The following is a 24,559-nucleotide window of genomic DNA, read 5'->3' as shown; positions in this document are numbered from 1 at the left end:
TCCGAAGAAGAGGGATGGATGTCCCGGCTCCGATCTGCGTACGCGAGGACATCCATGGCTGACATCAACAGGGTTGGACGGGGTGGGCACGGAAGCGGCGGTACTCGGCGTGGCCCGCCCGGGAGCGGCCGACTGCCCCTGCGGCAATCCCGGGTGTTGATGACGGGACGGCGACAGCCGGCTGTATAGGGTCCTGGCGAGCGTCTGCTTTGGCTGAACGCCCCGCAGACCGTATGCGCAGACCTGACCGATCACCAGGAGTGCTGCCGTTGCGCCCCATCGAGACGTCGTCCGCGCCAGACGGTCTGGGGTGGAACCGCGACACCGCGACACTGGTGCTGCTGTCCTTCGCCATGCTGATCGTCTCGCTCGACCAGTACATCGTGGTCGTGGCGCTGCCCGACATCGCACGCGACCTCGGGTACTCGGCGCAGACGCTCCAGTCGGTCATCATCGCCTACGCCGTGGTCTCGGCCGGCTTCCTGCTGTTCGGCGGCCGCGCGGGCGATCTGCTCGGACGCCGCCGCATCCTGGCCACCGGCCTCGGCCTCTATGCGGCCGCAGCGCTCGCGGGTGGACTCGCGACCGGGCCCGAGATGCTGCTCGCCGCCCGGGCCGTCCAAGGTCTCGGCGGGGCCCTCGTCTTCCCCACCACCTTGGCCCTCATCAACACCACCTTCGCGGAAGGCCGGATGCGCAATCGCGCGTTGGGGATCTGGGGCGGTGCCGGCGCTGCGGGACTCGTGATCGGTGTGCTGCTCGGCGGCCTTCTGACGCGGGCGTTCGGCTGGGAAGCGGTGTTCCTGGTCAACGTCGTCCTGGCGGGACCAGCGCTGCTGCTTGCCTTCGTGCTGATCCCCCCGGACGGCGAGCGGGAGAGGCGCCGCACGTTCGATCTGCCCGGTGCGCTCAGCGTCACCCTGGGCGTCACGTTGATCGTGTTCGCTCTGGTGCAGGGCCCCGGATGGGGCTGGCTCGCGCCCGGCATCCTCGTCAGCGCGGTTGCGGGCGTGCTGCTGATCGGAGTCTTCGCCGTCGTCGAGCGGCGCAGCGACGACCCGCTCATGCCGCCCCGGCTGCTCGCCAACCGCAACCTCATCACCGGCGTCACCATTGCGTTCATGTTCATGGCGACCTTCGGCTCAGTGCTCTACTTCCTGTCCGTCTACTTCCAGGAGACCCTGGGCTACGACGCCTTGCAGACCGGCGCCGGCTTTCTCATCCCCACGGCAGTGGTGGTCGCAGGCTCGACGACGGCAGGCCATCTGCTGACGCGGTTCGGTCTCCGGGGCACGCTGATCGCCGCCCTCGCCGTCGGTGCGCTCGGTGCGGTAGGGCTCGGCCTCGCGATCTCGCCGCACGGCGCGTACGCCGAACTGATCCCCGGCCTCGTGGCGCTCAGTATCGGTGACGGCATTGTCTTCACCGCCATGTTCATCGCCGCCGCCACCGGAATCCCCGACCGCGACCAGGGGATCGCCTCAGGTATCGCGTCCACCGGCTCGGGCGTGGGCGCTGCTGTCGGACTCGCCGTCCTCGTTCTGGTCGCGACGGCCGGTTTCGACGACCTCTCCGGCGAACAACTTCGCATCGCCACCGCCGACGGGATCAGCACGACCTTGTTCGTCGTCGCAGGCGGGATCGCGCTGACGATGCTCGTCGCCCTGGCCCGCTGCCCGACACCGACCGAACCGGTGCCCACCCCCGTGCCCTACCAGACCCGCCGTTGCTGACGGCGTTCGCGAACGCTGCTTGCCAATGCGGCGATGCCTCGCGCGGCCGGCGCCACCAGTCGTCGTCACTCGCGGGGAACGGTGCAGGCAATCCTCCAACTGCCCCGCAGCCCACCGCAGAACATCGGTCTCGGGGCCCGGACGAAGATGTCCGCACGCCCGGGCGTGAGCACGAAGACGAACCGGTCCCGCCCCCGCAGTTGTCGCCGAAGAACAGCACCGGAACCGTGCGCGACGCCCCGGCGCGGCCGACTGATCCCGCCCGACCTCCACGATCCGGACGTCAGCCGGTGAGCCATGGCCGCAGGCACAGCACCGCGGGGCACTTCCTTGACAGGCAAGTGCCCACTTGCCTATAACGGGGTTCCATGACCTCAGACCCCGACCTGTTCAAAGCCATCGGAGACGCGACGCGACGCATCATCCTGGACGAGCTGACCGACAAGGACGGCCAGACGCTGTTCGAGATCTGCGGCCGGCTGACCATGAAGCACGGCCTCGCCTCCTCACGCCAGGCCATCTCCCAGCACCTCGCCGTACTCGAACAGACCGGCCTGGTGCACGCCCGGCGACAGGGCCGGTACAAATTCCACCACATCGACACGAGCCCGCTGCGTTCGATCGTCGAGCGGTGGCCCTTCGACCAAGAGGAACCGAAACCGTGATCCGCATCAATCTCACCAGCGTGTTCGTCGACGACCAGGCCAAAGCGCTCGCCTTCTACACCGAGAAGCTGGGGTTCATCAAGAAGACCGACGTGCCCACCGGCGACGCCCGCTGGCTCACCGTGGTGTCCCCTGCCGACCCGGACGGTGTCGAACTGCTGCTGGAGCCGGACGGCCACCCGGCGGCGGGCCCGTTCAAGAGCGCCCTGGTCGCCGACGGCATCCCGTTCACCCAGTTCGCCGTCGACGACGTACACACCGAGGTCGAACGGCTCAAGGGGCTGGGCGTCGAGTTCACCCAGGACGCCACCGACCTGGGGCCGGTGGTCACCGCCGTCTTCGACGACACCTGCGGAAACCTGATCCAGATCGCCACCATGAAGTAACCCCCTGCCGGCCAGAACACCGCAAAGCCAGCTGCTTACCGCCGCGTGCAGGAGCGCCGTGAGAGCACCACCCGGCAGAACTTCACCGTCGTGCACTTTTCGCCCGACGCCGGCTCGGCTGTGTGGTCGGCCGTAGCAAACACCGCCATGACCCCGCACGACGCCGGTACGACCTGGGAGAGGTCGGCACCATCGGCACGGGGATGTCCCTGTGACGTGCGGATCCTCACCGAGGTCATGGATTGTCGGCGACGAAGGGAGCGCACTGTCGATTTCCGACGGTGGCGCCACCTGGCAACATCACTTCTACAGCCGGGAGAAGGACGCGGCCGATGGCCGCCGACCGTCCCACCGCGCACAGGAACAGAGGAAGTAATGGACAACGCTTTCAAGGATGTTCCCCCCACCACCCTCGCCGACCTGCTGGGCCGCGCGCAGGTCATGGACATCGGCATCCGCCCGCTGTGGGACTCGCCGCGCGTCGCCGGACCCGCGTACACCGTACGGTGCGAGCCCGGCGACAACCTGATGCTGCACGCCGCGATCTACCGCGCCGAGCCGGGCTCGGTCATCGTCGTGGAGTCGGGCGACGTGGACTACGCGCTGGCCGGCGGCAACGTGTGCGCCGTCGCCCAGCGTCGGGGCGTGGCGGCCTTCGTGGTCGACGGTGTCATACGCGACCTCGGCGAGGTGCGCGAGGCCGGCTTCCCGGTCTTCTCGCGCGGCGTCATCCCCATCCCCGGCACCAAGAAGAAGCTCGGCGCGCATGGTGAGCCGGCCCGCGTCGGCGGTGTGCTGGTGCACCCCGGCGACATCGTGGTCGCCGACGAGGAAGGCATCGTCGTCGCCCCCGCCGCCCGCCAGGAGGAGATTCTCGAGGCCGCTCAGGCGAAGCTCGCCAAGGAGGCCGAGCAGTCTCTCGACGCCTGGGAGGCGGACCACCGCGCCCGCATCGAGAAGGCGTTGAGTGACCAAGGCTTCACCGGCTGACCGAACCCCGGCCGGGCACAACGCCCCTTCTGACGAACCCCTTCAGCGACGCCCCCCGGGACGCTGAACGCCTTGGGGTACGTCGCTGCTTTGCGTTCTTGCGTTGGTGTCTTGCTCGTCGCACGGAAGCCAAGAGGCGCGCCGCGGGACAAACGAGCAGAACGCCCCGAGGTTCGGCGCGCGCAATAGGGCCACCGGCAAACGCCGTGACTGGCGTCGTTCGGGGGGATGACGCACATGGTGGTCGCGGTGGCCGCCAGGCCGACTGGAGCGGGGCGGGCGACGAACAGTTGCTGCTGCCGGTGACGGCGAAGACGCGTACAAAGTTGCGCAATGCCGCGCCTTTGACGACGTACTCGTCGCTGGCCAGGCGGTAGTCGACGATCGGGGAGCGCACGCTCCCGGCCTGGCCCCGGTCCGGGGCATCGGCGCTGTGGCCGGCGTCCTGGCTCTCGCCATCGCCGGTGTGACACTGGCGGAGTGACAGACACGAACGGCAGACGGACCGGCGCTTGGAACGGGCCATCCTGGAGCTGCTGGATCGTCGTGGCCCGACCGCGACGATCTGCCCCTCCGACGCCGCGCGGGCGGTGTACACAGGGGACGACGACGGCTGGCGCGCGCTCATGGAACCGGCCCGCCGCGCAGCCCGGCGGCTGGTCACGGCAGGCGAGGTGGACATCACCCAGGCCGGCCGCCCCGTCGAACCGACAAAGACCCGCGGCCCGATCCGCATCCGCCGCACCCGCTGACACACCACAGGGACGCCCCCAAGGCGCGGCACCGCCCGGACCGGCGCCAGGCTGCGTCAGCGCCGGCGATCGCCCGCCCGCGTTCGATGCCGAGGCACACACGCAGCGCAACACGGTCGAACGATGCAGCAACCGCCTCAAGCAGTAGCGCGGTTCGGCCATGTGAACGGACAGCGCACGCCGGATCCCGCCACGGCCGGGGCCTCGGCCGTGTAGTTCATGTCCTTCGCCGGAACACCGTCGGAGTCGAGGATGCGTGCGCCCCGCAGTGTGCCCGCCGGGGTGCTCGCTCAGGCGCTGATGGCTTCGAGGAGGTCGCCGACCTTGGGGTCGGGCAAGGCGCGGGCCACGTCGGCCTGGGTGACGATGCCGACCAGGATGTGGCCGTCGATGACGGGAAGGCGGCGGACCTTGTGGTGGCTCATGGTTCGCAGGATCTCTTCCGCGTCGTCGTCGGCGCCGATGGTCACTGCTTCGCCCTGGGCGAGGTCCCCGGCTTTCACCTGTGCAGGGTTTTTGCCTGCTCCGAGGACCTTCACGACGATGTCGCGGTCGGTGAGCATGCCCTTGAGCTTCTCGTCGGTGCCGCAGATGGGCAAGGCCCCGACGCCGAGTTCGGTCATTTTCTTCGCCGCCTCCAGGGCGGTTTCGTTGGCGCCGATACAGGTGGCGTCCGGAGTCATGATCTCGCGGGCGGTGGTCATGGAGGTCTTCTCCGCCTCGGCCCTGGCGGTGGGGCGTGCGGCGGCGGGCGGCTCACCGAGAACGCCGCCGTCGCGGCGCAGGACGGCGTAACCGAGTCCGATGCCGGCGGCTACCGGCCATTCCAGGACTTCTGCGGCTGCGAGGGCTCCCAGACCCAGGTAGAGCGGGAGGCCCTTCTTGGCAGGCAGGACCTGTCGGGCGACGGCGACCGGGTGCAGGGCGGCGTTGAGTGCCCCGCCGGCTATCTCTCCGGCGGAGGGCATGGTCAGGGTGACCGTGCGGTGCTTGGCTGCCGACGGAGATGGGGTGGTGGCTTCGGAAGGGGGCGGGGCCAGGCGCTCGCCCGGGGCAGCGGTTCCGGTGCTGGACGGGAAGTGGGTCCGGGGTGTGGAGGTCACGGCTATCACCTCACCTGTTCGGTCATGGACCTTAGACCCTTATCAATAGGTCTATCCGATATCGCCGCTTTCATGAGTTTCGATCAGACTGCCTCTGTAGGTTGACCCGAACCGACCGCTCTGACATGAGGGGGCACGCTTCATGCCATCGGAGCAGGCCTCCGGCCTCGGAATCCCCCCTTTCCTGCATTCGATCATCTCCGGCGTTGCCTCCCGGACCACGGCCGGTGTCCGGGTTGTCCGGGAGGCGGCGGGCAGTCTCTTGCAGGGGCCCGGCCGTGAGGTGTCGTGGACGGCCGGGCGGTGTTACATCAGGGTCTTTGGTGTGCACGGCCCCGCAGGCGAGCGCGTCGCTCGCCGGGTGGAGCAGGCGCTGGAAGGGCATCCGGGAGTGCTGTGGGCGCGAGTGAACGCGCCCATGGAACGGGTGATCATCGCGGTCGGTTCGCCTGCCCCGCCGCAGAACGAGCTGGTCGCGCTGGTGGAGCAGGCCGAGGGCGATCATGCCGCGGATGCGGCCGCGTACGACGCGTGGCAGCCGGAGCCGCATCATCCGGCGGAGGGCCAGCCGTTCCCGGCGGTGCCGGCTCTGGTCGCGGACACGCTGGGGCTGGCTCTGGTGACGCTCCGGCGCCTCGCTCCCTGGTTCGGGCTGCCGCCGGAGATCGCCGGCGGCATCGACGCGGTTCGTTCCCATCCCCGGCTTCGGCACCTGATCGAGGACGTCGGCCCGAACGAGCATGCCGACTCGCTGCTGCCGGTTGTCGCCGCGCTCGTGCAGGGCGTGGCCACGGGCGGCGGGGGGCTTGCCCTGGACGTGCTGCAGCGTCTGGCGGTGTGGCGGGAGGCGAGCGCGGAAGGCACCGCGTGGTGCGAGCGCGAGACGAACCTTGTCCGCAGCCCGGAAGAAGCCTCGGCCGATGCGGTCACAGCGCACCGGCCCGGGCCCACTCAGCGCGATGCCGCCGACCGGTACGCGGTGCGTTCGATGGCGGCCGGTCTCGCGGCCGGTGCAGCCACGTTGCCGTTCGCCGGCGTCCGCAAGGCGATCGCGGTGGCTGTGGCCTCGGTGCCGAAGGCACCCGGCGCGGGACGTGAGGGCTTCGCCACGAGTCTGGGACGGCACCTGGCCCTGCGCGGCGTCGTGACGATGGACCGCACGGCACTCCGGCGCCTGGGTCAGGTGGACACGATCCTCCTCGACGAACAGGCCCTGCGGGGCGACCGATACGAGCCGGTGGATCTGGAGCTGTTCGAGGGCGCAGATCCCGAGCAGGTGTCCGAGCGGCTCTTTGCGCTCTTCGACTCCGATACGCCTCTGTCCCTCCAACGCGCCGGCGGCTGGGCGCTGGGACCGCTGGACGAGCTGAACCTGAAAGGGCGGACCGGCCGCAAGGCGGCGAAACGGCTGCGGCGGCGCGGCGCCGAGAAGTTCCTCGGACTGGCCCGGGGCCATCGGCTCCTGGCGGTGGCGGGACTCAGTACCCAGTCGGCTCCCGGAGCCGAGGCCGTGGCCGCGGCAGCGCGACGGGCCGGAGCACGAGTGGTGGTGGCATCGGACCGTGAAAGACCCGGCCTCACGTTCGCCGATGCCGTGGTTCCGGCGGGCGAGCACCTCGCAGCATCGGTGCGGGACCTGCAGGCGGACGGGGCAGTTGTTCTGCTGGTCTCCGGCAACCGCCCGGCGCTGGGCGCAGCGGACTGCGCCATCGGTGTGCACCGCGAGGAGGAGCACACGCCCTGGGGAGCGCACGTACTGGTCGGGGCGGATCTTGAGGCGGCCGGTCTGATCGTCGACGCGGTGGGGGCAGCCGCAGTGGTGGACCGGGACAGCCACCACCTGGCCGCCGGCGGCAGCGGGGTCGGCGCGGTCGCCGCGCTGCAGGCACCCGCCCGGCGAGCGACCGCGCGGGTGATGGCGGTGAGCAACACGGCCGGTGCCATGGCCTTCTGTCTGGGCGCCTGGCGCGCCCGGCAGCTGCTGAGCCGGCCTCTCACGCCGCCGGTGACCAGCGTCCCCTGGCACCTCATGCCCGCCGATCGCGTCATGGAGCGGCTGCGTACCCGCCCAGACGGCCTCACCCCGCAGGAGGCGGCTTCTCGCAGTGCCGAAGCGCACACCGGGGAGCCGGCGAAGCTGACTCTGCCGTACGCGTTCGTCGAGGAGCTGTCCAATCCCCTCACACCGATTCTTGCCGCGGGTGCCGCTCTCGCCGCGGCTGTGGGGTCCCGGACCGACGCCGCTCTGGTGGCCGTCATCACCGGTGTCTCCGCACTGGTCGGAGGCGCCCAGCGGGTGAGGACCGATCACGCGCTCGCCGAGCTCTTCGCCCAGTCGGCCATCGGGGCGCGTGTGCGGCGCGAGGGCCGGGAACACCTGGTCACCTCAGGCGACCTGGTCCCCGGTGACGTCGTAGCTCTGCGTTCCGAGGACGTGGTGCCCGCGGACTGCCGCCTCCTGGAGGCCGAAGGGCTCGAGGTCGACGAATCCTCCCTCACCGGGGAGTCCCTGGCCGTGAGCAAGGACCCGGCACCCGTGGTCGCCGCACACCTCACGGATCGCCGGTCGATGCTCTACGAGGGCACCACCATCTCCTCCGGCCGGGCCGTCGCCGTCGTCGTGGCGACCGGCTCGGCCACGGAAGCCGGGCGCAGTCTCGCCACCGCACGCCAGGCCGCACCGGAAACAGGCGTCGAGGCCCGGCTGTCCTCGCTGACCCGCGCCAGCATGCCCATCGCCCTGGGGTCCGCCGTCGCGGTCGCCCTCTCCGGCCTGCTGCACGGCCGGCCCCTGACGGACAATCTCGCCTCAGCCGTCAACCTGGCTGTCGCCTCTGTCCCCGAGGGACTGCCCTTCCTGGTCAACGCCGCCCAACTGGCCGCCGCACGCCGCCTGGCCGACGTGGGCGCCCTCGTACGCAACCCCCGCACCATCGAGGCGCTCGGCCGCGCCGACATCCTCTGCTTCGACAAGACCGGCACCCTGACCGAAGGAACCCTGGAACTGACCGGCGTCAGCGACGGCGACAGCACCGCCGCCCTCGACCGGCTCGACACCCGCCGCAAGGAAATCCTCGCCGCCGCGCTGCGCGCCACACCACCTGCCCGCCAGGCCGAACCGATGGCCCACCAGACCGACCGGGCAATCGTCGACGGCGCACGCCGCGCGAACGTCACCACCCGCACCGGCGCTGCACGGTGGCGACGCACAGACGCCCTCCCCTTCGAGCCGGCCCGGGCCTACCACGCCACCGTCGGCCACACCAGCGGCGGCATGCTGCTCAGCGTCAAGGGAGCGCCGGAGAACGTCATCGACCGTTGCGGCCGGCGCCGACGGGCGGACGGTGCGGTCGCTCTGGACGACGCAGCCAGGAACACCCTCGCCAGGGCAGCAGAGGAACTCGCGGCAGCGGGCCGAAGGGTCCTGGCCGTGGCCGAACGCCGCATCGACCCCGCGGAGGAGCTCGCCGATGAGACCGTCCAGGGCCTCGTCTTCCTCGGCTTCCTGACACTGGCCGACCCCGTACGCGACAGCGCCGCGCCCGCGACGGCCCGACTGCGCGAGGCCGGCGTGCACACCGTCATGCTCACCGGTGACCACCCGGCCACCGCCGACGCCATCGCCTCCACGATCAGCGAGAACGTCGCACAGCCCACCGTGTGCACCGGCCCGGAAATCGACGAACTGGACGATGCCGCCCTGGACGAACTGCTGCCCACCGTCGATGTCATCGCCCGCTGCAGCCCCAGTCACAAGGTCAGGATCGTCCAGGCCTACCAGCGCATCGGCCGGGTCGTGGCCATGACCGGTGACGGAGCCAACGACGCCCCCGCCATCCGCCTCGCCGACGTCGGTATCGCACTCGGACGCCGCGGCACCCCGGCCGCGACCGCGGCCGCGGACCTCGTCGTCACGGATGACCGGCTCGAGACCATCGTGGCCGCCCTCATGGAAGGCCGCGCCATGTGGACCTCAGTCCGCGCGGCGCTCGCCATCCTCATCGGCGGAAACCTCGGCGAAGTCACCTTCAGCGTCCTCACCTCCGCAATCACCGGCACCACTCCGCTGAACGCTCGCCAGATCATGCTCGTGAACCTCCTCACCGACCTCGCCCCCTCCCTCGCCATCGCGGTGCGCGAACCATCGGGCCAGACCGGAGAGCGCCTCCTCGCGGAGGGCCCCCACCGCTCACTGGGCACCGCACTGACCCAGGAGATGCTGCTGCGCGGCAGTGTCACCGCCATCGGCGCCGGACTCGCGTGGGCCGCGGCCCGGCTCACGGGCCGCGGCCGCCGGGCTTCCACCGTCTCCCTGGCTGCCGTGGTCGGCACCCAACTGGCCCAGACCCTCACCGCCGGCGGTACAGACCGCAACGTCCTCGTGGCCGGACTCGGCTCCGCGGCCGTCCTTGTCGCCATCATCCAGACACCCGGCATCAGCCAATTCTTCGGCTGCACCCCGCTCGGTCCCGTCGCCTGGGGGATCACCCTGGGCGCGATCACCACCGCGACCCTCCTCGGCCACTTCCTCCCGCCGCTGATCACCTTGCGCCCTGCGCCGCACGGCGACGAATGACCAGAGAAAGACGAATGACCGGAGAGCGAGAGGCTCGACTTCGGCAGCCGATGGAAGTAGCCGAGGGTCGGTAGCGCCCTGTGGTCACCCCTCCGCTCGTCGGCCGGCGATCGGGCCGGGCTGACGATGGATCGCAAGTGCCCAGGCGAGACAGCCGAACGCGATCGTCGACGCCACAGCACGAACGGTGTTCCATGCGGTCCACCTCGCTTCGTCGAGCTGGGCGCGCACCGCCGCGAAACCGGCGTTGCTGTCCGGCTCTCCGGCCGTCCTGAGTTGCTCGTTGAGGGGCTCATGGACGCCGAACGTGATCACGAACACCACCAGGGAACACACCAGTGCCGCCCCGACCCACATCAGCACCGGCCGCTGCTCCGCGCGGAGATGGAGAACGGCAGACAGCGCCGTCAACAGCAGCGCGCCCATGAACCCCACCCCGAGGAACAGCGGACTGGTGATCGACGCATCGAGCGCTCGGAAGGCCGCGACGAAGGTGCGGTCGTCGACACTGCTGAGGCCGGGCATGACCGCGTTCGACCAGTCCGCGAAGACGCCCGCCGTCAGTCCGGTCGTCATGGTGGCCGCCATCAGGATGCCGGTCCTCAGCGCGCCGCTCCCGGGGCGCTGCCGGCCGGTCATGACGCCGGAACCTGTGTGCTCTGCGTACTCTCCAGCGGGAGAACCTGCCACGGCGACACGGTGGCGCTCTGCAGCCCCTCCGAATCCGGGGAACGGTCCCATACGGCCAGGATCTCCTCGGCCACCACCTCGGCCCGGGCCTGCACAGCGTCCACGGCAGCATCCTTCCAGCAGGGAAATCCGACCCCGAGAAGTCAAACTCACCCGCCGGATGGAGAATCGTTTTCCCTCGTGGCAGCCGCGTGTCGAAATCAGCGTCCGCGCTGCCGGCCGAGCGCTCCGGCAGGCCGGCAGGATCTCGATGACGCCGTGGCGGCTCTCTGGAGCAGCATCTCGACGATGCCCGACGTGGCACCGGCCCAAGCTGCCGCCGGCAGATCAAGGAACTCCTGCGGCCCCCTGGGCCGTACGTCGCTGAGACACCCGCCCCCACCTGCCCGCACGTTTGCCGACACGGTGGCCCGCAGTTGCACGTACGACAGCAGCGCCGACGGCGTCGACCACTCCGGGACAGGAATCCGCGATCGAACCAGCTGCAGGGACACTGTCACCGTGGCCGACACGACCGCCGCCCCGGCCGACTCCGCCTCCAAGGACGAACGCCCGAACAAGCCGTGACCTGGAGCGGGCAAGAGCCCGCGTGAGCCGAACGAAAATGCCCCACCCGCCCAAGGCCTGTTCACACATCGCGAACAGGCCTTGGGGCGACGTCGGGGGAACACCCGCCGACTGGCGCTCACCCCACCTTCCCCGGCCTTCCGAAGCCCGGCGACGACGGACCTCCCGCACTCGGCACACGGCCAGTTGGACACCGGACTCAGCCAGGCAGCCCCTGGGGACTGGGCACGACCACCCTGCGAAGCTCCTGAAGCCGTACTCGACCAGGCAGCCGACCGTGGCGTCGAGGAGCCGCTGCCGCGTCTCCTCCCGGCGTTGCCGCTCGGTGCCTCGGGTGGCCGGTGCGGCGGGCATGGCGGGAGAGTACCCAGCAGGAGCAAACAAACAGTCTGGACGGCCTGTACGTGGGGCGTCTATCGTGCCGCCCATGCCCACGCCCGCCGTACGGACCGAGCGCGACGGCCCCGTGCTCACGGTGATCCTCGGGCGTCCGGAAGTACGCAACGCCGTCGACGGACCCACGGCCCTGCTGCTCGCCGATGCCTTCCGGGAGTTCGAGGCGGACAAGGACGCGGCCGTCGCCGTGCTGTGGGGCGAGGGCGGCACCTTCTGCGCCGGCGCCGACCTCAAGGGCATCGGCACCGAGCGCGGCAACACGGTGCAGGCCGGCGGCGACGGTCCGATGGGACCGACCCGGATGCGGCTGAGCAAGCCGGTGATCGCCGCGGTCTCCGGCCATGCGGTGGCGGGCGGGCTGGAGCTGGCGATCTGGTGCGACCTGCGGGTCGCCGAAGAGGACGCGGTCTTCGGGGTGTTCTGCCGCCGCTGGGGCGTACCGCTGATCGACGGCGGCACCGTGCGCCTGCCGCGGCTGATCGGCGAGAGCCGCGCCATGGACATGATCCTCACAGGCCGGCCCGTCCCCGCGCGCGAGGCCTACGACATGGGGCTCGCCAACCGCCTCGTCCCGGCCGGCGGTGCCCGCGCAGCAGCGGAGCAACTGGCCCGTGAGATCGCCGGGTTCCCCCAGCTCTGTCTGCGCCACGACCGACTCTCCGTCCGCGAGCAGCACGGTCTGAGCGAGCCGGACGCCCTCGCCGCCGAGTACCGGCACGGCATCGTCCCGCTCACCGCGGGCGAGACCCGCTCCGGTGCCGACCGGTTCACACACGGCGCCGGCCGCCACGGATCGTTCTCGGACTGAACCGGACATTTCAAGGCGTCAGAGCATAAGCAGCAGCCGCGTGTTCGGTACGAGCTTCCGGTTCACGCTGGTGCTCTGCACGAAGATCGTGAAGCCGTCGTTGTGGTCCGGCTTGATGCGTATTTCCACGTCCGGCAGGCCGAGCAGGGCTCGGGCCTCCGGCCCCGTGTACACCCGGTCCGTCTTTTTCTCCAGCACCGCAATCTGCTTCTGCGCCTGAATCTTCTCCGACTTGCTCAGCTGGTAGAACGCACCACCGGCACGGTAGGTATGCCCGCACTCGACGACCCAGTCCCGGATCGCCGCGTCACGACTCACCGGGAGCAGCTGATACTCCGACGGATTCACCGGGGCAAGGCCGGCCGCCTTGATGGTTTCCTTGTTGACCGCCTCCGCGCCCGTGGAGAACACCGCCCGCGACCCCCGGATGCCCTGGGTGCGGCCCACCATGAACTTCTCGGTGGCCTGCCGGATGACCTGCCCGGCCTCCTCCAGCCCCTGTGTGCTCGTGGCGTCCCAGATGGCGATGTTGTCCTTCGGGAAACCGCACTGCATGGCCTCGCGCTTGCCCATCTGGTCCGGCACAAGGACGGCCAGTGTCCAGTTGTCCCCCTGTGTCTCGGTCATCTTGGCGACAGCCTCCACCAGTTCACGCGGATTCCTGGCAGGGGCATCCGGGCAGCGGTGGCTTGCGTTCTCCTGACCGTCGGTGAGTACGAACGTCAGAAAGCTGTGGTCGCCGTACAGTTGAGCCGTCTGTGCCAGCTCACGCTGTGACTTCAGTGCGGCCGCCAGCAGAGCCGTCATTCCACCGACCCGATACAGCTGCTTCAGCGACGGCATCCGCAGCACGTCCTTGTCGTAGATGACGCACTCCACCTTGTCCGCGAAGACGTACACGGTGACACGGGTTTCCTGGTCCAGTTCCCTCGATCGGCGGGCAAGGTACGCGATCTGCTGGTCGGCGACTTCGACGACCTTGCGGCTCAGGTGCGACATGGACGAACTGGCATCCAGCACAAGAGCAACGTGATTGATGTAGTTCTGGTTTCCGGACATGACAGCTCCCCCTCTTTCCGAACTCGATGCTCCTACCGTCTCACCCACCACTGACAATCGATCTTGGCTCCCGGGCTCGATGACAAGCCCAGCCGCCCAGGGCGCAGACGGGACGCAGCACGAGCCCCGGGCACTATCTGCTGGCGTCGGCGGTCCACTGCCCCCGCGGGAAGTTCGCGAGCGAGGCCGGCCGTCCTCCCGCCCACCGCCTCCTCTCCGGCCGGGTCCCGGCACCCCTGAGGGCGGCTCCCCAAGGGGGCCGCCCTCAGCGCGTGACCTCGGGCCTCGGTGCCAGGCGTATCGACCCGCAGGGTTGTTCACGCGGCTGATCGGCGGGTGGCCGCCGAGTGCGGTGTGACATCGGTGGTGGTTGTAGGTGTGCAGGAAGTCTGCCTGGGCTGCGGTGCGTTCGGTGTTGCTGGTGCAGGGCCGCAGGTAGACCCATTCGTCGAGCAGGGTGCGGTTGAAGAGAGAGTCATGACCGACACGCAGTGCGACATCCAGCCGCTCCCCGAACGACCTGCCTGCCGCCTTATGTACGGGCGCCACACCATCGACTCCCGCCGAAGTACCGGGTTATGGCGTCTTGGTGCATGTACCCGGTTGTGGTGTCACTCGTATCGCGCAGGGTCGCGCTGGAATGTGGTGTACAGCCACCACAGCGAAGGCAGCAGGAGCACGGCACCGACGGCCAGCGCGCCCAGACTGGCGGCGAGCACCGTGTCCGTCGCGGCCGCCTCGTCGAGGTTCAAGCCCGGCAGCAGCTGGGGGTATTGGCCGATTCCCCAGCCCCACAGCAGTCCGGTCACAGCGAGCGCCGCGGTGAGACGCACCGTCAGGTACCAGCGGCCCCAGGCAGGAGCAGCAGGGACAGCACACCGGCCGCCACCCACAGCACCGTGAACGGCAGCGCGGCCCCGGACGTCAGCTCGTCGAACAGGGGACGCGCATCGGCGTGCAGCACGAACAGACCGACGGCCGACAGCACTCCGACGACCACGCCGGTGCCCAGCGCACGCCGCCGGAACAGCGCGGTGAGTACCTCGTCGCCGGTGCGCTGAGCGTCACGGGTGAGATAGACGGCGGCCAGGTACGCCGCGATGCCGACCGCCAGCACACCGGTGACTGCGTACGAGGACCTCAAGATCCGCAACATGAGCAAGGCCCCGGCGTCGAGACCGGACCCTGAACAGCCGGGCAGCTTCCTGCCCAACGGGTCCGCTGCGAAGGCCGGGCTCAACCGCTCGATCGCCGATGCCGGATGGGGGGTGTTCCTCGCAATCCTGGCCGCCAAGGCGGAAGGATGCGATCGAACCGGCGACCGGCTGCCGTGGTCGGGGCGTACGCGGGTGTCCGGTAACGGAAAGGCCCAAATGCCGAAGCCCCGCACCCGAGCGCCAGAGGCGACTCAAGCCAGGCACGGGGCAAGGGAGTTCATTGCATGAATATTTCAGGGCAGGGGTGTCCCGCCCGTCGCGTTGACGATCTCGGCTGTGATGTAGCTCGCCTGCGGAGAGGCGAGGAACACATAGGCGGGAGCCATTTCCGCCGGCTGGGCGGGACGGCCGAGCGGCGACTGCTTCCCGAATTCGGCCGTGTCCGGCATGGTGGCGGGAATCAGCGGCGTCCACACGGGCCCGGGTGCGACTGCGTTGACGCGGATTCCGTCGGACGCCATCATCTGCGCGAGCCCCTGGGTGAAGGTGACGATGGCACCCTTCGTCATGGCGTAGTCGAGGAGGTGCGGACTGGGCTTGTAGGCCTGCACCGACGTCGAATTGATGACACAACCGCCCCTCGGCATGTGGGGGAGAGCCATCTTCGTCAGCCAGAACATGCCGTACAGGTTGGTACGCATGACGCGGTCGAACTGCTCCGTGCTGATCGCGCCGATACCGTCCGGTTGCGACATCTGGTATGCGGCGTTGTTCACCAGGATGTCGATCCGCTCGAACTCGGCGACCGCGCGGTCCACCACCTTCCGGCACTGCTCCTCTTCGCGGATGTCGCAGGCCAGGGAGACCGCTTTGCGTCCGGCGTCCTCGATCAGCGAGCGCGTCTGCCCGGCCTCTTCCTCCTCCTCCGGCAGGTGGGTGAACAGGACATCGGCGCCCTCACGGGCGAAGGCGAGGGCGACCGCCCGGCCGATCCCGGAGTCGCCGCCGGTCAGGACGGCCTTCAGCCCGCCCAGCAGCCCGCTGCCGCGGTAGCTTTCCTCGCCGTGGTCGGGAGGCGGATCCATGGGTCCGGTCCAGCCCGGGTGCTGCTGCTCCTGGTGGGGGAAGTCCGGTTCCGGGTGCTTGGCCCCGGGGTCCCTTGCCTCGTTCTGCTCGGGCATGACTCACGCCTTCCTTCCGTACGGACATTCCCGCCCAGCCTCCGATGCCCCGCCGGTGGGTGCAAACGGGTACAACGAGGCGTGCACGTACACCCCACCCGAGTACACCGCTGAAGCCGCGAAAGCCGGAGGTCGGGCGACGCCTCCCTGGGGATGCTGTTCCGCAAGCTCAACGAGATCCCGGCCGTCACTGTCGCCAAACTGCGCGGCCGAGCACGGGGCCGGTAGTGAGTTCCTCCTCGCCTGCGACATGCGTTTCGCCTCCCGGGAGAACACTGTCCTGGGCCAACCCGAAGTCGGCGGCACCCCGCCCGGCGCGGGCGCGATCCAGCGCCTCACCCGTCTGCTGGGCCGGGGCCGGGCGCTCGAAGCCGTGCTGACGGCGGCCGACTTCGATGCCGACCTCGCCGAACGCTACGGATGGATCAACCGCCTGGCGATGCACTGATCGCGGCCAAACAGCGCCGGAGCGCATCGGTCGTGCGGGTGCGGGCTTGAGTGTGCGCCTGCCTTCGACGACCGCCTGCCCAGCAGGTCAGTTCCCACCCTCCCGCCATGTCAAGCGCGCCCCGTCGATCGACGGGGCACCTCTAGGACGCAGCCGTACTGTGCAGGTGGGCGGCATCCTGGCCGGGCGGGGCACCGAAGAGGCGGCAGTACTCGCGGCTGCGGTGATCCGCTGCCGCAGACGATGGCCGCGGAAGCGGTGTTCTGCTCAGGACGGTGCAGGTCACGGCGGTGGCGGAGGCTTCAGCAGACCCGCCAGCGAGTCATCGCGATACAGAGGGGCGACCAGGCGGAGTGCCCGGTCTGCGGCAGGTTGAGAAGGCCGGTTCACCATCACCAACGCCGGCCCCGGCCCGATCACTTTCGCGATCACCGGTGGTACGGGGGACTACCGCACAGCCCAAGGCTTCATCTCCGCCGTCCTTGTCAGCGACACTGAAACGAATCTCACCGTCAACCTCATCCGCGGACCTCTCGGTGGCTGAGCCTGAGGCGGTCGACGGCGGCGACCGGCGCGTGTCGTGGGAGAACCACCACACCGCGCTGGCCGTCCGCTGGCTGGGTGACGCGCTCGTCGGAGTCAGGCCGCAGCCCCGGCTGCGCGAAGAGTCTTCCTCGTCCACTGGCTCGTTCGGGGGCTTTTGCGGGTGAGGCGTCGGGTCATCATGGTGATGAGTGCCCAGTTCAGGTGGTCTTCGGAGTGCTGGGGCAGACGTTCGTAGTCGCGTGCGTTACGGCGGGCGTTCATGCACCAGCCGATCGTCCGCTCGACTTTCCAGCGGCGGGGCAGGACGACGAAGCCCTTGGTGCCCTTGGGCCGGGAGACGATGCGCAGGGTGAGCCAGAGGCGTTCGCGGGCCCAGTCCACGAGTTCGCCGGCGTAGCCGCGGTCGGCCCAGACCTGGGTGATCTGCGGCTGGGTGAGACGCAGCCGCCAGAACACGTCGCGGGCGGCGTCGCGGTCCTGGATGTCGGCGGGCGTCACCGTGATCACCACGGGCAGGCCGAGCGTGTCCACGGTGATATGTCGTTTTCGGCCGTTGATCTTTTTCGCGGCGTCGTAGCCACGGCTGTTGCGGCCGACGGTGGAGGCGCCCTTGACCGACTGGGAGTCCACGATCAGCGTCACCGGGTGCGGGCAACGGCCCTTGCCGGTGCGGATCCTCCGGCGGAGCTGATCACGGATTTAGGCGACCACCCCGGTCCGGTTCCACCTCCAGAAAAACCCGTAAACCGTCTCCCATGGAGGGAAATCCTCAGGCAGAGCACGCCACTTCGCGCCGTTGTCGACGACGTAGCGGATGCCGTCGACGATCTCCCGCCGTGGCCACTTCTCCGGGTGCCCGCCGGTCTCAACGCCTGTCCGAAGCCTTTGGCCAAGACGCCTGGCGCGCCACTGGCCTCGGCGCTCCCACCGACTCAGACACCCTCCAGCGGAAGATCGACCACCTTGAACAACAGGTCGCCGAACTCCGCGACCAGCTCTCCGAACGCGAAGAAGACCTCCAGGCATCCCGAGCCGCTGACCGAGAGTTGATGACCCAGCTCAACAGCACCCCTCACCGCCCGCGCTGACCTGCGAACCCAGTTATCAACCGCGTAGGACTGGGCGGTGGATCGCGGCTTTCGCTTTGGGGTGCGAGCAAGGCGGTTCTGCTCAGCGGTCAGGCAGGAACACCGGCCCGGTCCAGGACGGCGGCCATCTCGTCCTCGGGGAGCGCCGGGTTGGCGCCCGCGCTGGAAGCCAATTCGGGGACATGGAGCGCCTCGCGGAGCCGGTGGAGCGGGAGGCGCGGGTCGCCGACCGCCGCCTGGCGCGTCCAGACCGCGGGGTCATGGCTGAGCCGTTCGATCAGCGCGGGCGTGGCGGCCGGGTCCCGGACGGCCAGCCGACGGTAGTTCCCGTCCGGGTGGTCCGCGTAGCGCGCGGCGAGGCCCTCGCGGGGAAAGTGGGGGTGTGTCTCCGCCATCCAGGCGGAGAACGTCCCTCCGAGCCTCGCGTACACACGCATCAGGACCTCCTCCGGGGTGTCGGGGTGGTGAATACCCAGGCGGTTCTCCACCACCGGGTCCTCGACGCGTGCGAGTAGGCGCAGCAGGTCGGGCGGCAGGTGGGGGCTCTGGGCGGCGGCGCGCCGTAGCAGCGGGTGGGCGGAGGTCGCGGCCCGACGCAGCACCTTGGGGTCGGCGAGCCCGTCCCGTACCCACTGCACGCCGTCGCGCCGGTCGAAGTCCCCGACCGTGAAGTCGATCGCCATGCGCCGTGTCTCGTCCAGCTCGGGCCTGAGGGAGACCGCGAGCCGTACGGCCTCGTCGGGGTCGACGGCGAGCCGCTCCACGAGGTCGGCGGGCAACGACGGGTTCTCGGCGAGGGCCGCCAGGTGCGTCCGCTCGGCGACGCACCGCTCGGCGTCGGCGCGGACGAGGAGCCCTCGGCGCAGCGCATCGGCGGCGGACTTCGGATGGCAGAGGAGTTCGGTGGTGACGTGTGCGTCCCGGCGGCACTCCCACAGCGCGGCGGCCCGCCGCACCTCGGGATCAGGGTCGGCCAGCAGCGCCGACCGCTCGCCCGGTGGCAGGATCTCCCATGCACGCACCGCTTCCCGGCGCGCTGCCGAACTGTTATGAGTAGCCATCGAGGCCACGAACGACGGCGCCAAATGGGGCGAGTCCAGCAGTGCCGTCCGGACAGAAGGGGCGGGGTCGTCGAGCAGGCGGACGCACACGGCGTCCGGGAGCGGCGCGACCTTTGTGCGCGGGTCGTACACCTCGGGTCCGTACGCAAGAGCTGCCCGCACGTTGGGAGAAGGATCGTCCGCGAGCCGGGCCCGCTGTGCCGGCTCCGCCCTGGCGCTCATGGCGAAGTCGATCCGGGCGCCCGGGTTCGGGTGGGCCAGGATCGCCACGACGGCCGGCTCGGGGAGTCCGGCCCGCTGGAGGACGTCACGGGGCGGACGGTCACCGCCCCCGTCGAAGGCGAGCAGGCGCAGTAGCAGCGGTGTTGGCAGGGCCGAATTGCGGGCGACTCCGTCCAGCGCGGATGCGTGGAACGCCACCATGATTCCCCTACCCCCTGTGTCTTCCCCGATTGGTCCGCGACCATGATCTCCCGTATGCCCGTCAGGAACCGCCGAACGGCACCGGCTGGGTCTGCGCTGTCCGGGTACCGGGAAACCCGGCCATGCCGAGTGACATCGGGTCCTTGCCATGCACGACATCTGTCGGCCACCGTTCCACCCGCCCTTGAGACTTTGGCCAGCACAGATGCCGATCGAGTGGAAGGTGCTAGGCCGCCAGCCCAACAGAAAGGCAGTGCCAGGCGCATGCCTTGATGCCGTCGGCCGTGCCGTGGGGGGTCACCGGGCGGTGCAGGGCTGGATGGTGACGAACTGGGTGTAGTGGTCGCGGTATGTCTCGGTGAAGGTCGACGGAGGGCACAGCTTTGCGCGGCGGCGCATGTCAGCGGCGTCCTGCGGCAGGATGAAGCCGGCTCTTTGGTAGTCCCGGAGTTTGTCGGCGAAGGCCTTGGTGTAGGCACGGTGGCTGCTGAAGCCGAGTTGTTGCACGGTGCGCACGGTGTCGTAGCTGCCGATGAAGCCGGCGATGTACCGTGCCTCGCCGAGTTCGACGAACGGCAGCCGGGGCACGAGCCGGCCGGTGCGGTCCTCGGTGATCGCGTTGCCGTTGGCGTCCCGGACGATGCTGTCGCCCTCGGTGCGCAACTGCGTGCTCGTCGGCGGCGGGGATCCCTTGCGAACCCAGTCGTGGCCCTGCAGGAAGTGCACGCGTAGCGCGGGCACGAAGCTCGCCGGTGTGGACCTCCTGACAGGGAACGGCACGTCCAGCGGCACGTCCAGCGGATCGGGAATGTGCGGGCTTCCGGCGACGACGTAGAAGCGGTACCGCTTGCTTGCGACGCCCCGGTCGGTCAGGTTCGTCGCGTCGTCGGCTTCCGAATTTACGATGAGGATCTTGCCCTTGTAGCGGCCGGCGGTGATGTCGGCCTGGGGGTCGAAGCCCTCCGTGGTGATGGGCAGCACCAGGTCGAAGGCGCCTTCGGCGTGGCCGGAACGGACCAGGCGCAGGAGCGGATACGAGCTGTCGGAGAAGCCCGTGACGTACTGCCGGTGCACCTTGCCGACCAGGGGGCGCGCGTCGGAGGAGCGGGAGGAGAGCGCCCGGGCGAAGTCGGTGATGATCTCGTCGTCGACCCTCTCGCCGGCCTCCTCGAATCCGCCCTCGATGAACGTGCCGGGCACCGACGGGTCGAGGATGCGGTTGCCGAGCGTGCTCCAGCCGACGCCGGCGTGCACGAATCCCTGGCGGAACAGGAAGTCCCTGCGCAGGTAGACATTCAACGCGCCGAGCCCCACCACGAAGTGCGGCGGCTCCACCACAACGGTGCCGTTGTTGCGCTGTGGATCGGCCGGAGCGCTGATCCGGTAGGGCACGCGGAACCGCCCGGTCGACGTCTCGCCCTCGAACACGCCGTCGTACTGCACGTAGCGGATTCCACCGAACGAACCCAGAGGCGTGACCACGGGAGTGCCGAGCCGGTCTTCGGCATCGCCCCGCGGCGTGCTCACGACACCGCGAGGAGCCTGGCCGGGTGGGGAGGTGGGGGGAAACGCATGGGCGGCCGAAGCCGGAAGGGCCGGCGTCAGTGCCGCCAGCAGCAGCGCGCCCACCCGGAGAACACGCGCTCGCCCCCGGCTCGGAGCCGTGCCCTTGCCTCGGAAACACAACCGGAACATCGAGAGCTCCTCCTTCTGCGCCGGGGAGCACTCGTCCGGTGCACTGGCGCTTGGAGCCAGCCGATCACTTGCCGCCTGCGTCGGCCCTCCGGCGGGGCCAGTGGAGGGAGCCGTTTCCCTCACCCAGCCGGTCGCGCCTCGCCTTCTGGTTGCTTACGAACACCCCGGCGCGAACGGGGTGCCGTCGGGCCGGCCGGAGCGGAGATCCTCGGCGCAATGTCATCCCCGGCCGCTGAGGCCTTTCATGCGAGGCCTGCAACGCCGGTCACGCCCCGCCGAAAGCGTTCCGAGTAACTGCGTACGTCGCCTCGTAATCAGGGAGTTCCATTGGCAAGGCGGCGTAGACGTTGAAGAGGTCCCCTTCGGCGGTGGTGTTGATCGCGCGTGTCGGGGCTGCGGGGCCCTGTGGACGGAGCGTGGGATAGCGGCGTAAGTCCTTTCGCGACCCAGATCCCAGCCCCAAAAGATGCACGCTCGTAGGGCTATTCAGATGACCTGGATACTCCCAGGCGCTGAATCACGTGCACGTTCCCTCCGGACACGGGGATGGGTCGGTTGGCCCCCTGGTTGGCGATCGCCGATGCCGCGCTGTCGGGGTCGACGGCGTCGCACAACCCCGACGATGAGCGTGGCCATGGTCGCAAGCCGGCAAACGGGCGGGTACGCGTGAGCCCCAGCATCGCGGGTGCGGTGCAGGGGCTCACCGGGGCAGGGCGTTCCGTTCCTGATCTGTCTGCAGACACTTTCTGGTTGAGCGGTAACGGTGATCTTGGCTGGTCGACCGCCCAACGATGCCCAGCAGTCCCTCGCCGATTTCGCGGCAGCCGAGATGTTCTGCATCCCGTTGCTCAAGTGCGTTGAAGCGTGCACACCGCATTCGGGTAACTGGTCGTTGCCGATTTCCTCGGCCCCCACTTCGGCAACGTGTCGCCCTACTTGCTGGTGCAGACGCTGGCGACAGCGTTGTTCACTTGGGTGCCTCGGAGAACGACGATCGTGTGGTTGAGGGGCGCCCCGTTCACGGAGCCGCTGAACTGGAGCGTGATGGCTGCCCCGGCGGGCACCTCGCCGTTGACCGCGAGTTGACGGCCTTTCTGGCCCTGCGGACACTGCCGTTCGCTGACGTTCACGCTCGGTCTCGAGGGTGCTGTGACGCTCACGGTCATGGTGCCCTCCACTTGCCCATCATGTGGGACGCACCGTTCGAAGCCGGCGTAGGTGAGGCACACATTCGATGTGCCCTCCACCCTGACGTCCGCGGAGCGTGTGATGGTCTCCTGGGCCACCGCGGTCGTGCCAGCGTTGACCATGGCCAGCAGGGGCATGGTGGCCAGAGAAATTACCAGTCCGCGTCGCATCCGAGCAGATGCCATTGTTACCTCCGGAAGGCGAAGTTTCCGCGATAGGTGGACGCGCGGTCCGGCACGGCCCGCCCGCGCTGTGTCAGCGCATGCCTGTCACTCCATGCGATCATTCAAACTTCAGAGTGACGAACGGGTGGCTTCCTGGCTTGACGGCGTAGCTTCAGTGGCAACGATCAATTTGATGGCACAGGGAAACAGTCAACAGCTGATGCACCGCTCGACGGTGTTCCGCTGCTTGTACGCCTCAGGTCGAGCCGGTGGGCGGCTGCCGCTCCGGCCGATCCGCGGCGAGGTACCAGCACAACTTCGCTGATCGTCATGTCGTCCGATCAGGCGAAGTGTCAGTTGCTCCAGCGGCGTTCTCCTTGGAACCCGGTATGCCTCCTGGAGCCCAGGTGCGCATCCTGGGCAGCGACTGAGAAGGGAAGAACCTGTGCACTTCACTACAAAGGCTGTCCTCGTCGGCGCGGTGATCAGCGCGCTTTCTGCGGCAGCTTCAGGCACCGCACTCGCCCACTCCGATGACGGCGGTGAGCGCGTCGTGAAGTCCCGCGCGATGGACCGGGACGACCCAAAGGACCGAGAGAAGGAGCAGCCCGTCATCATCGTGCCCACCTGTGTGGTCACTCAGAGCCAGAGTCAGGTGTCGACCATCGAGCAGTCGAACTCCATCGTCACGGGCGAAACCACCGACAGTACGCTGACACAGGCGAATACGGCGACATCCACTCAGGCGAATGCCCAGGAGGGCACCTGCAACTTCACCTTCAACCTGGTCTCCACACAAGAACAAAGCAGCAATCTGTAAGGCGGTCCGCGGCTTTCCTGGTTCCAGCCGAAGGTTCGCGTGTCTCCTCCGGTGGAGTGGTCAATTGACCGCGTGCAACCCCATCTCCACGGCGAGGTGCGACCCCACGTCCAGAGGACTCGGCGCGTCGTAGAGACGTTCGAGCGGCGAAGTGGATCAGTCTTTGGGGTTGGGTTCGACACGGACCCACAGGCGTTGCGGGTGTGGACGGTTACCCGTGGGGAGAACAGCAGCATCGGCCTGGGCTACCTCGTTCGGGCGCTGCCGGAGTCCGCACGGTGTGAGGGCCTCGCCTCCCGCGGCAAGGGCGGAACGCACGCAGGGCCGTGAACCCGGACTCGATGAGATTGCGCTTCTGCGCTCTCCGGACGAGCTAGCACGTCGCCCGCCGGACGGGTCGTGGCTGGGGCGACGGAGCAGTCGGCGCTCGCGCCGTAGCGGGGCGGCGGTGGTCCGGTGCGGCCGAGCCCACCGCCGTTCGGCGCGTGGGGACGCGCGGCGCGTTTGTCGCACCGCTTTCGGCGAGTGAGCCTTTTCAGCGTTGACGCTCCAGGGTGAGGACGGCGGCGGCGATTGACGAGAGGCGGTTCGGGCTGCATCGGGCTCGGCGGAAGATCCGCCAGGACTTCGGCCTTGCGACACTTCGTTCGACTGGTGCCCGCGCTGCTGACAGAGCTCGGTTGACCGTCCGCTGTGTGGGAGTGAGCTCTCCGAGGGGCGGGCGTCTGATCGGCGTGGTCACCCAGGGGCCGGCTCCGATGTAGGCGCGGTCGGCGAGGACGGGCACGCCTTGACGTTCACAGATCCGGATGATCCGGTGGGTGCGGGCAGCGGTGAGGTCGTGGGTGCAGCCGAACGTCGTGTCGCAGACCACCGCGGATGCCTGCGGGTCCTGGCCCCGGATCCAGCCCAGTCCGCCGCCCCCACCGGAGAAGTTTCGAAGACCCATCCGGCTCGCCCTGGCCGACCGGACATCGTTACGCCGACCGCACCCGCGCCAAGCACGCGACCGTCCACGAACTGCTGCGGCAGGGCTCAGCCGGAGGGCGATCGGCCGCCAACT

At 69.3% G+C, this 24,559-nt stretch carries 21 protein-coding genes and 4 pseudogenes; 11 read left to right on the top strand and 14 right to left on the bottom strand.

Going from position 1 to position 24,559, the window contains the following annotated elements; translation table 11 throughout:
• Window positions 1-269 precede the first annotated feature (269 nt).
• The 5 genes from ACIQ7Q_RS25015 to ACIQ7Q_RS24995 all read left to right on the top strand — a co-directional run bounded on the left by ACIQ7Q_RS25015 (window position 270) and on the right by ACIQ7Q_RS24995 (window position 4,526).
• Complete coding sequence (locus ACIQ7Q_RS25015; protein ID WP_403866193.1) at window positions 270-1,733, top strand: MFS transporter; 1,464 nt, start codon at window positions 270-272, stop codon at window positions 1,731-1,733.
• 368 nt (window positions 1,734-2,101) lie between these two features.
• A complete protein-coding gene (locus ACIQ7Q_RS25010) occupies window positions 2,102-2,398 on the top strand; it encodes an ArsR/SmtB family transcription factor (RefSeq protein ID WP_403866190.1) in 297 nt (98 codons plus the stop codon).
• Window positions 2,398-2,784 (top strand): VOC family protein, encoded by a 387-nt coding sequence (locus ACIQ7Q_RS25005; protein ID WP_403866518.1) that lies wholly within the window; start codon window positions 2,398-2,400, stop codon window positions 2,782-2,784. The genes ACIQ7Q_RS25010 and ACIQ7Q_RS25005 overlap by 1 nt, the downstream gene beginning before the upstream one ends.
• 375 nt (window positions 2,785-3,159) lie before the next feature.
• A complete protein-coding gene (locus ACIQ7Q_RS25000) occupies window positions 3,160-3,774 on the top strand; it encodes an RraA family protein (RefSeq protein ID WP_403866187.1) in 615 nt (204 codons plus the stop codon).
• Between the two features lie 512 nt (window positions 3,775-4,286).
• On the top strand, window positions 4,287-4,526 hold the full coding sequence (locus ACIQ7Q_RS24995; RefSeq protein WP_403866185.1) for a DUF3253 domain-containing protein: 240 nt from the start codon (window positions 4,287-4,289) through the stop codon (window positions 4,524-4,526).
• Between the two features lie 290 nt (window positions 4,527-4,816).
• On the opposite strand, the gene ACIQ7Q_RS24990 is transcribed toward ACIQ7Q_RS24995, so the two are convergent.
• Window positions 4,817-5,230, bottom strand: a complete 414-nt coding sequence (locus ACIQ7Q_RS24990; protein WP_403866515.1) for a CBS domain-containing protein — start codon at window positions 5,228-5,230, stop codon at window positions 4,817-4,819.
• A gap of 724 nt (window positions 5,231-5,954) precedes the next feature.
• On the opposite strand from ACIQ7Q_RS24990, the gene ACIQ7Q_RS24985 reads away from it, so the two are divergent.
• On the top strand, window positions 5,955-10,205 hold the full coding sequence (locus ACIQ7Q_RS24985) for an HAD-IC family P-type ATPase (RefSeq protein ID WP_403866182.1): 4,251 nt from the start codon (window positions 5,955-5,957) through the stop codon (window positions 10,203-10,205).
• 84 nt (window positions 10,206-10,289) lie between these two features.
• Here the strand turns inward: ACIQ7Q_RS24985 and ACIQ7Q_RS24980 are convergent, their stop codons facing one another.
• The gene (locus ACIQ7Q_RS24980; protein WP_403866179.1) at window positions 10,290-10,844 is read right to left on the bottom strand and encodes a DUF1772 domain-containing protein; all 555 of its coding nucleotides are present in this window, start codon (window positions 10,842-10,844) and stop codon (window positions 10,290-10,292) included.
• Window positions 10,841-10,999 carry a hypothetical protein gene (locus ACIQ7Q_RS24975; RefSeq protein WP_403866176.1) on the bottom strand — a complete coding sequence of 53 codons (159 nt, stop codon included), beginning with the start codon at window positions 10,997-10,999 and terminating at the stop codon, window positions 10,841-10,843. Before ACIQ7Q_RS24975 ends, ACIQ7Q_RS24980 begins: the two co-directional genes overlap by 4 nt.
• Window positions 11,000-11,183: 184 nt before the next feature.
• Here ACIQ7Q_RS24975 and ACIQ7Q_RS24970 point away from each other — a divergent pair, with 184 nt between their 5' ends.
• Both ACIQ7Q_RS24970 and ACIQ7Q_RS24965 read left to right on the top strand, forming a co-directional pair.
• Entirely contained in the window at window positions 11,184-11,462 is a 279-nt protein-coding gene (locus ACIQ7Q_RS24970; protein ID WP_403866173.1) for a hypothetical protein, read from the top strand.
• A gap of 427 nt (window positions 11,463-11,889) precedes the next feature.
• Window positions 11,890-12,666 (top strand): crotonase/enoyl-CoA hydratase family protein, encoded by a 777-nt coding sequence (locus tag ACIQ7Q_RS24965; RefSeq protein WP_403866170.1) that lies wholly within the window; start codon window positions 11,890-11,892, stop codon window positions 12,664-12,666.
• Between the two features lie 18 nt (window positions 12,667-12,684).
• On the opposite strand, the gene ACIQ7Q_RS24960 is transcribed toward ACIQ7Q_RS24965, so the two are convergent.
• The 4 genes and pseudogenes from ACIQ7Q_RS24960 to ACIQ7Q_RS24945 form a co-directional block, all read right to left on the bottom strand.
• Window positions 12,685-13,725, bottom strand: coding sequence for a vWA domain-containing protein (locus tag ACIQ7Q_RS24960; RefSeq protein WP_403866512.1), 1,041 nt, complete (start codon window positions 13,723-13,725; stop codon window positions 12,685-12,687).
• A 297-nt stretch (window positions 13,726-14,022) separates the two neighbouring features.
• A pseudogene (locus ACIQ7Q_RS24955) lies at window positions 14,023-14,190 on the bottom strand (integrase core domain-containing protein); the annotation flags it as partial.
• Between the two features lie 146 nt (window positions 14,191-14,336).
• Window positions 14,337-14,558, bottom strand: coding sequence for a hypothetical protein (locus ACIQ7Q_RS24950; RefSeq protein WP_403866167.1), 222 nt, complete (start codon window positions 14,556-14,558; stop codon window positions 14,337-14,339).
• A gap of 2 nt (window positions 14,559-14,560) precedes the next feature.
• A complete protein-coding gene (locus tag ACIQ7Q_RS24945; RefSeq protein WP_403866164.1) occupies window positions 14,561-14,869 on the bottom strand; it encodes a hypothetical protein in 309 nt (102 codons plus the stop codon).
• Here ACIQ7Q_RS24945 and ACIQ7Q_RS24940 point away from each other — a divergent pair.
• Window positions 14,847-15,170: pseudogene (locus tag ACIQ7Q_RS24940) on the top strand (hypothetical protein); the annotation flags it as partial. The gene ACIQ7Q_RS24945 and the pseudogene ACIQ7Q_RS24940 sit on opposite strands and share 23 nt — an antisense overlap.
• A gap of 5 nt (window positions 15,171-15,175) precedes the next feature.
• On the opposite strand, the gene ACIQ7Q_RS24935 reads toward ACIQ7Q_RS24940, so the two are convergent.
• Entirely contained in the window at window positions 15,176-16,063 is an 888-nt protein-coding gene (locus tag ACIQ7Q_RS24935; RefSeq protein ID WP_403866161.1) for an SDR family oxidoreductase, read from the bottom strand.
• Window positions 16,064-16,313: 250 nt separating this feature from the next.
• Here ACIQ7Q_RS24935 and ACIQ7Q_RS24930 point away from each other — a divergent pair, with 250 nt between their 5' ends.
• A complete protein-coding gene (locus ACIQ7Q_RS24930; protein ID WP_403866158.1) occupies window positions 16,314-16,511 on the top strand; it encodes a hypothetical protein in 198 nt (65 codons plus the stop codon).
• Between the two features lie 645 nt (window positions 16,512-17,156).
• Here ACIQ7Q_RS24930 and ACIQ7Q_RS24925 read toward each other — a convergent pair.
• The 5 genes and pseudogenes from ACIQ7Q_RS24925 to ACIQ7Q_RS24905 all read right to left on the bottom strand — a co-directional run.
• A pseudogene (locus ACIQ7Q_RS24925) lies at window positions 17,157-17,918 on the bottom strand (IS5 family transposase); the annotation flags it as partial.
• Window positions 17,919-17,989: 71 nt separating this feature from the next.
• Entirely contained in the window at window positions 17,990-18,133 is a 144-nt protein-coding gene (locus ACIQ7Q_RS24920) for a hypothetical protein (RefSeq protein ID WP_403866539.1), read from the bottom strand.
• Between the two features lie 101 nt (window positions 18,134-18,234).
• Window positions 18,235-19,629, bottom strand: a complete 1,395-nt coding sequence (locus tag ACIQ7Q_RS24915; protein WP_403866155.1) for a Mucin-2 — start codon at window positions 19,627-19,629, stop codon at window positions 18,235-18,237.
• 297 nt (window positions 19,630-19,926) lie between these two features.
• Entirely contained in the window at window positions 19,927-21,156 is a 1,230-nt protein-coding gene (locus tag ACIQ7Q_RS24910) for an alpha/beta hydrolase domain-containing protein (RefSeq protein ID WP_403866152.1), read from the bottom strand.
• Between the two features lie 1,100 nt (window positions 21,157-22,256).
• On the bottom strand, window positions 22,257-22,649 hold the full coding sequence (locus tag ACIQ7Q_RS24905) for a hypothetical protein (protein ID WP_403866149.1): 393 nt from the start codon (window positions 22,647-22,649) through the stop codon (window positions 22,257-22,259).
• A gap of 472 nt (window positions 22,650-23,121) precedes the next feature.
• On the opposite strand from ACIQ7Q_RS24905, the gene ACIQ7Q_RS24900 reads away from it, so the two are divergent.
• Window positions 23,122-23,496, top strand: a complete 375-nt coding sequence (locus ACIQ7Q_RS24900) for a hypothetical protein (protein WP_403866146.1) — start codon at window positions 23,122-23,124, stop codon at window positions 23,494-23,496.
• 535 nt (window positions 23,497-24,031) lie between these two features.
• On the opposite strand, the pseudogene ACIQ7Q_RS24895 reads toward ACIQ7Q_RS24900, so the two are convergent.
• A pseudogene (locus ACIQ7Q_RS24895) lies at window positions 24,032-24,349 on the bottom strand (transposase family protein); the annotation flags it as partial.
• Between the last annotated feature and the right edge of the window lie 210 nt (window positions 24,350-24,559).

Origin of the sequence: Streptomyces sp. NPDC096176, assembly GCF_044763255.1 — a bacterium.
Lineage (GTDB): Bacteria > Actinomycetota > Actinomycetes > Streptomycetales > Streptomycetaceae > Streptomyces.
Note: the sequence above shows the minus strand (reverse complement) of the source record. Positions and strands in the feature narration are given on the sequence as shown.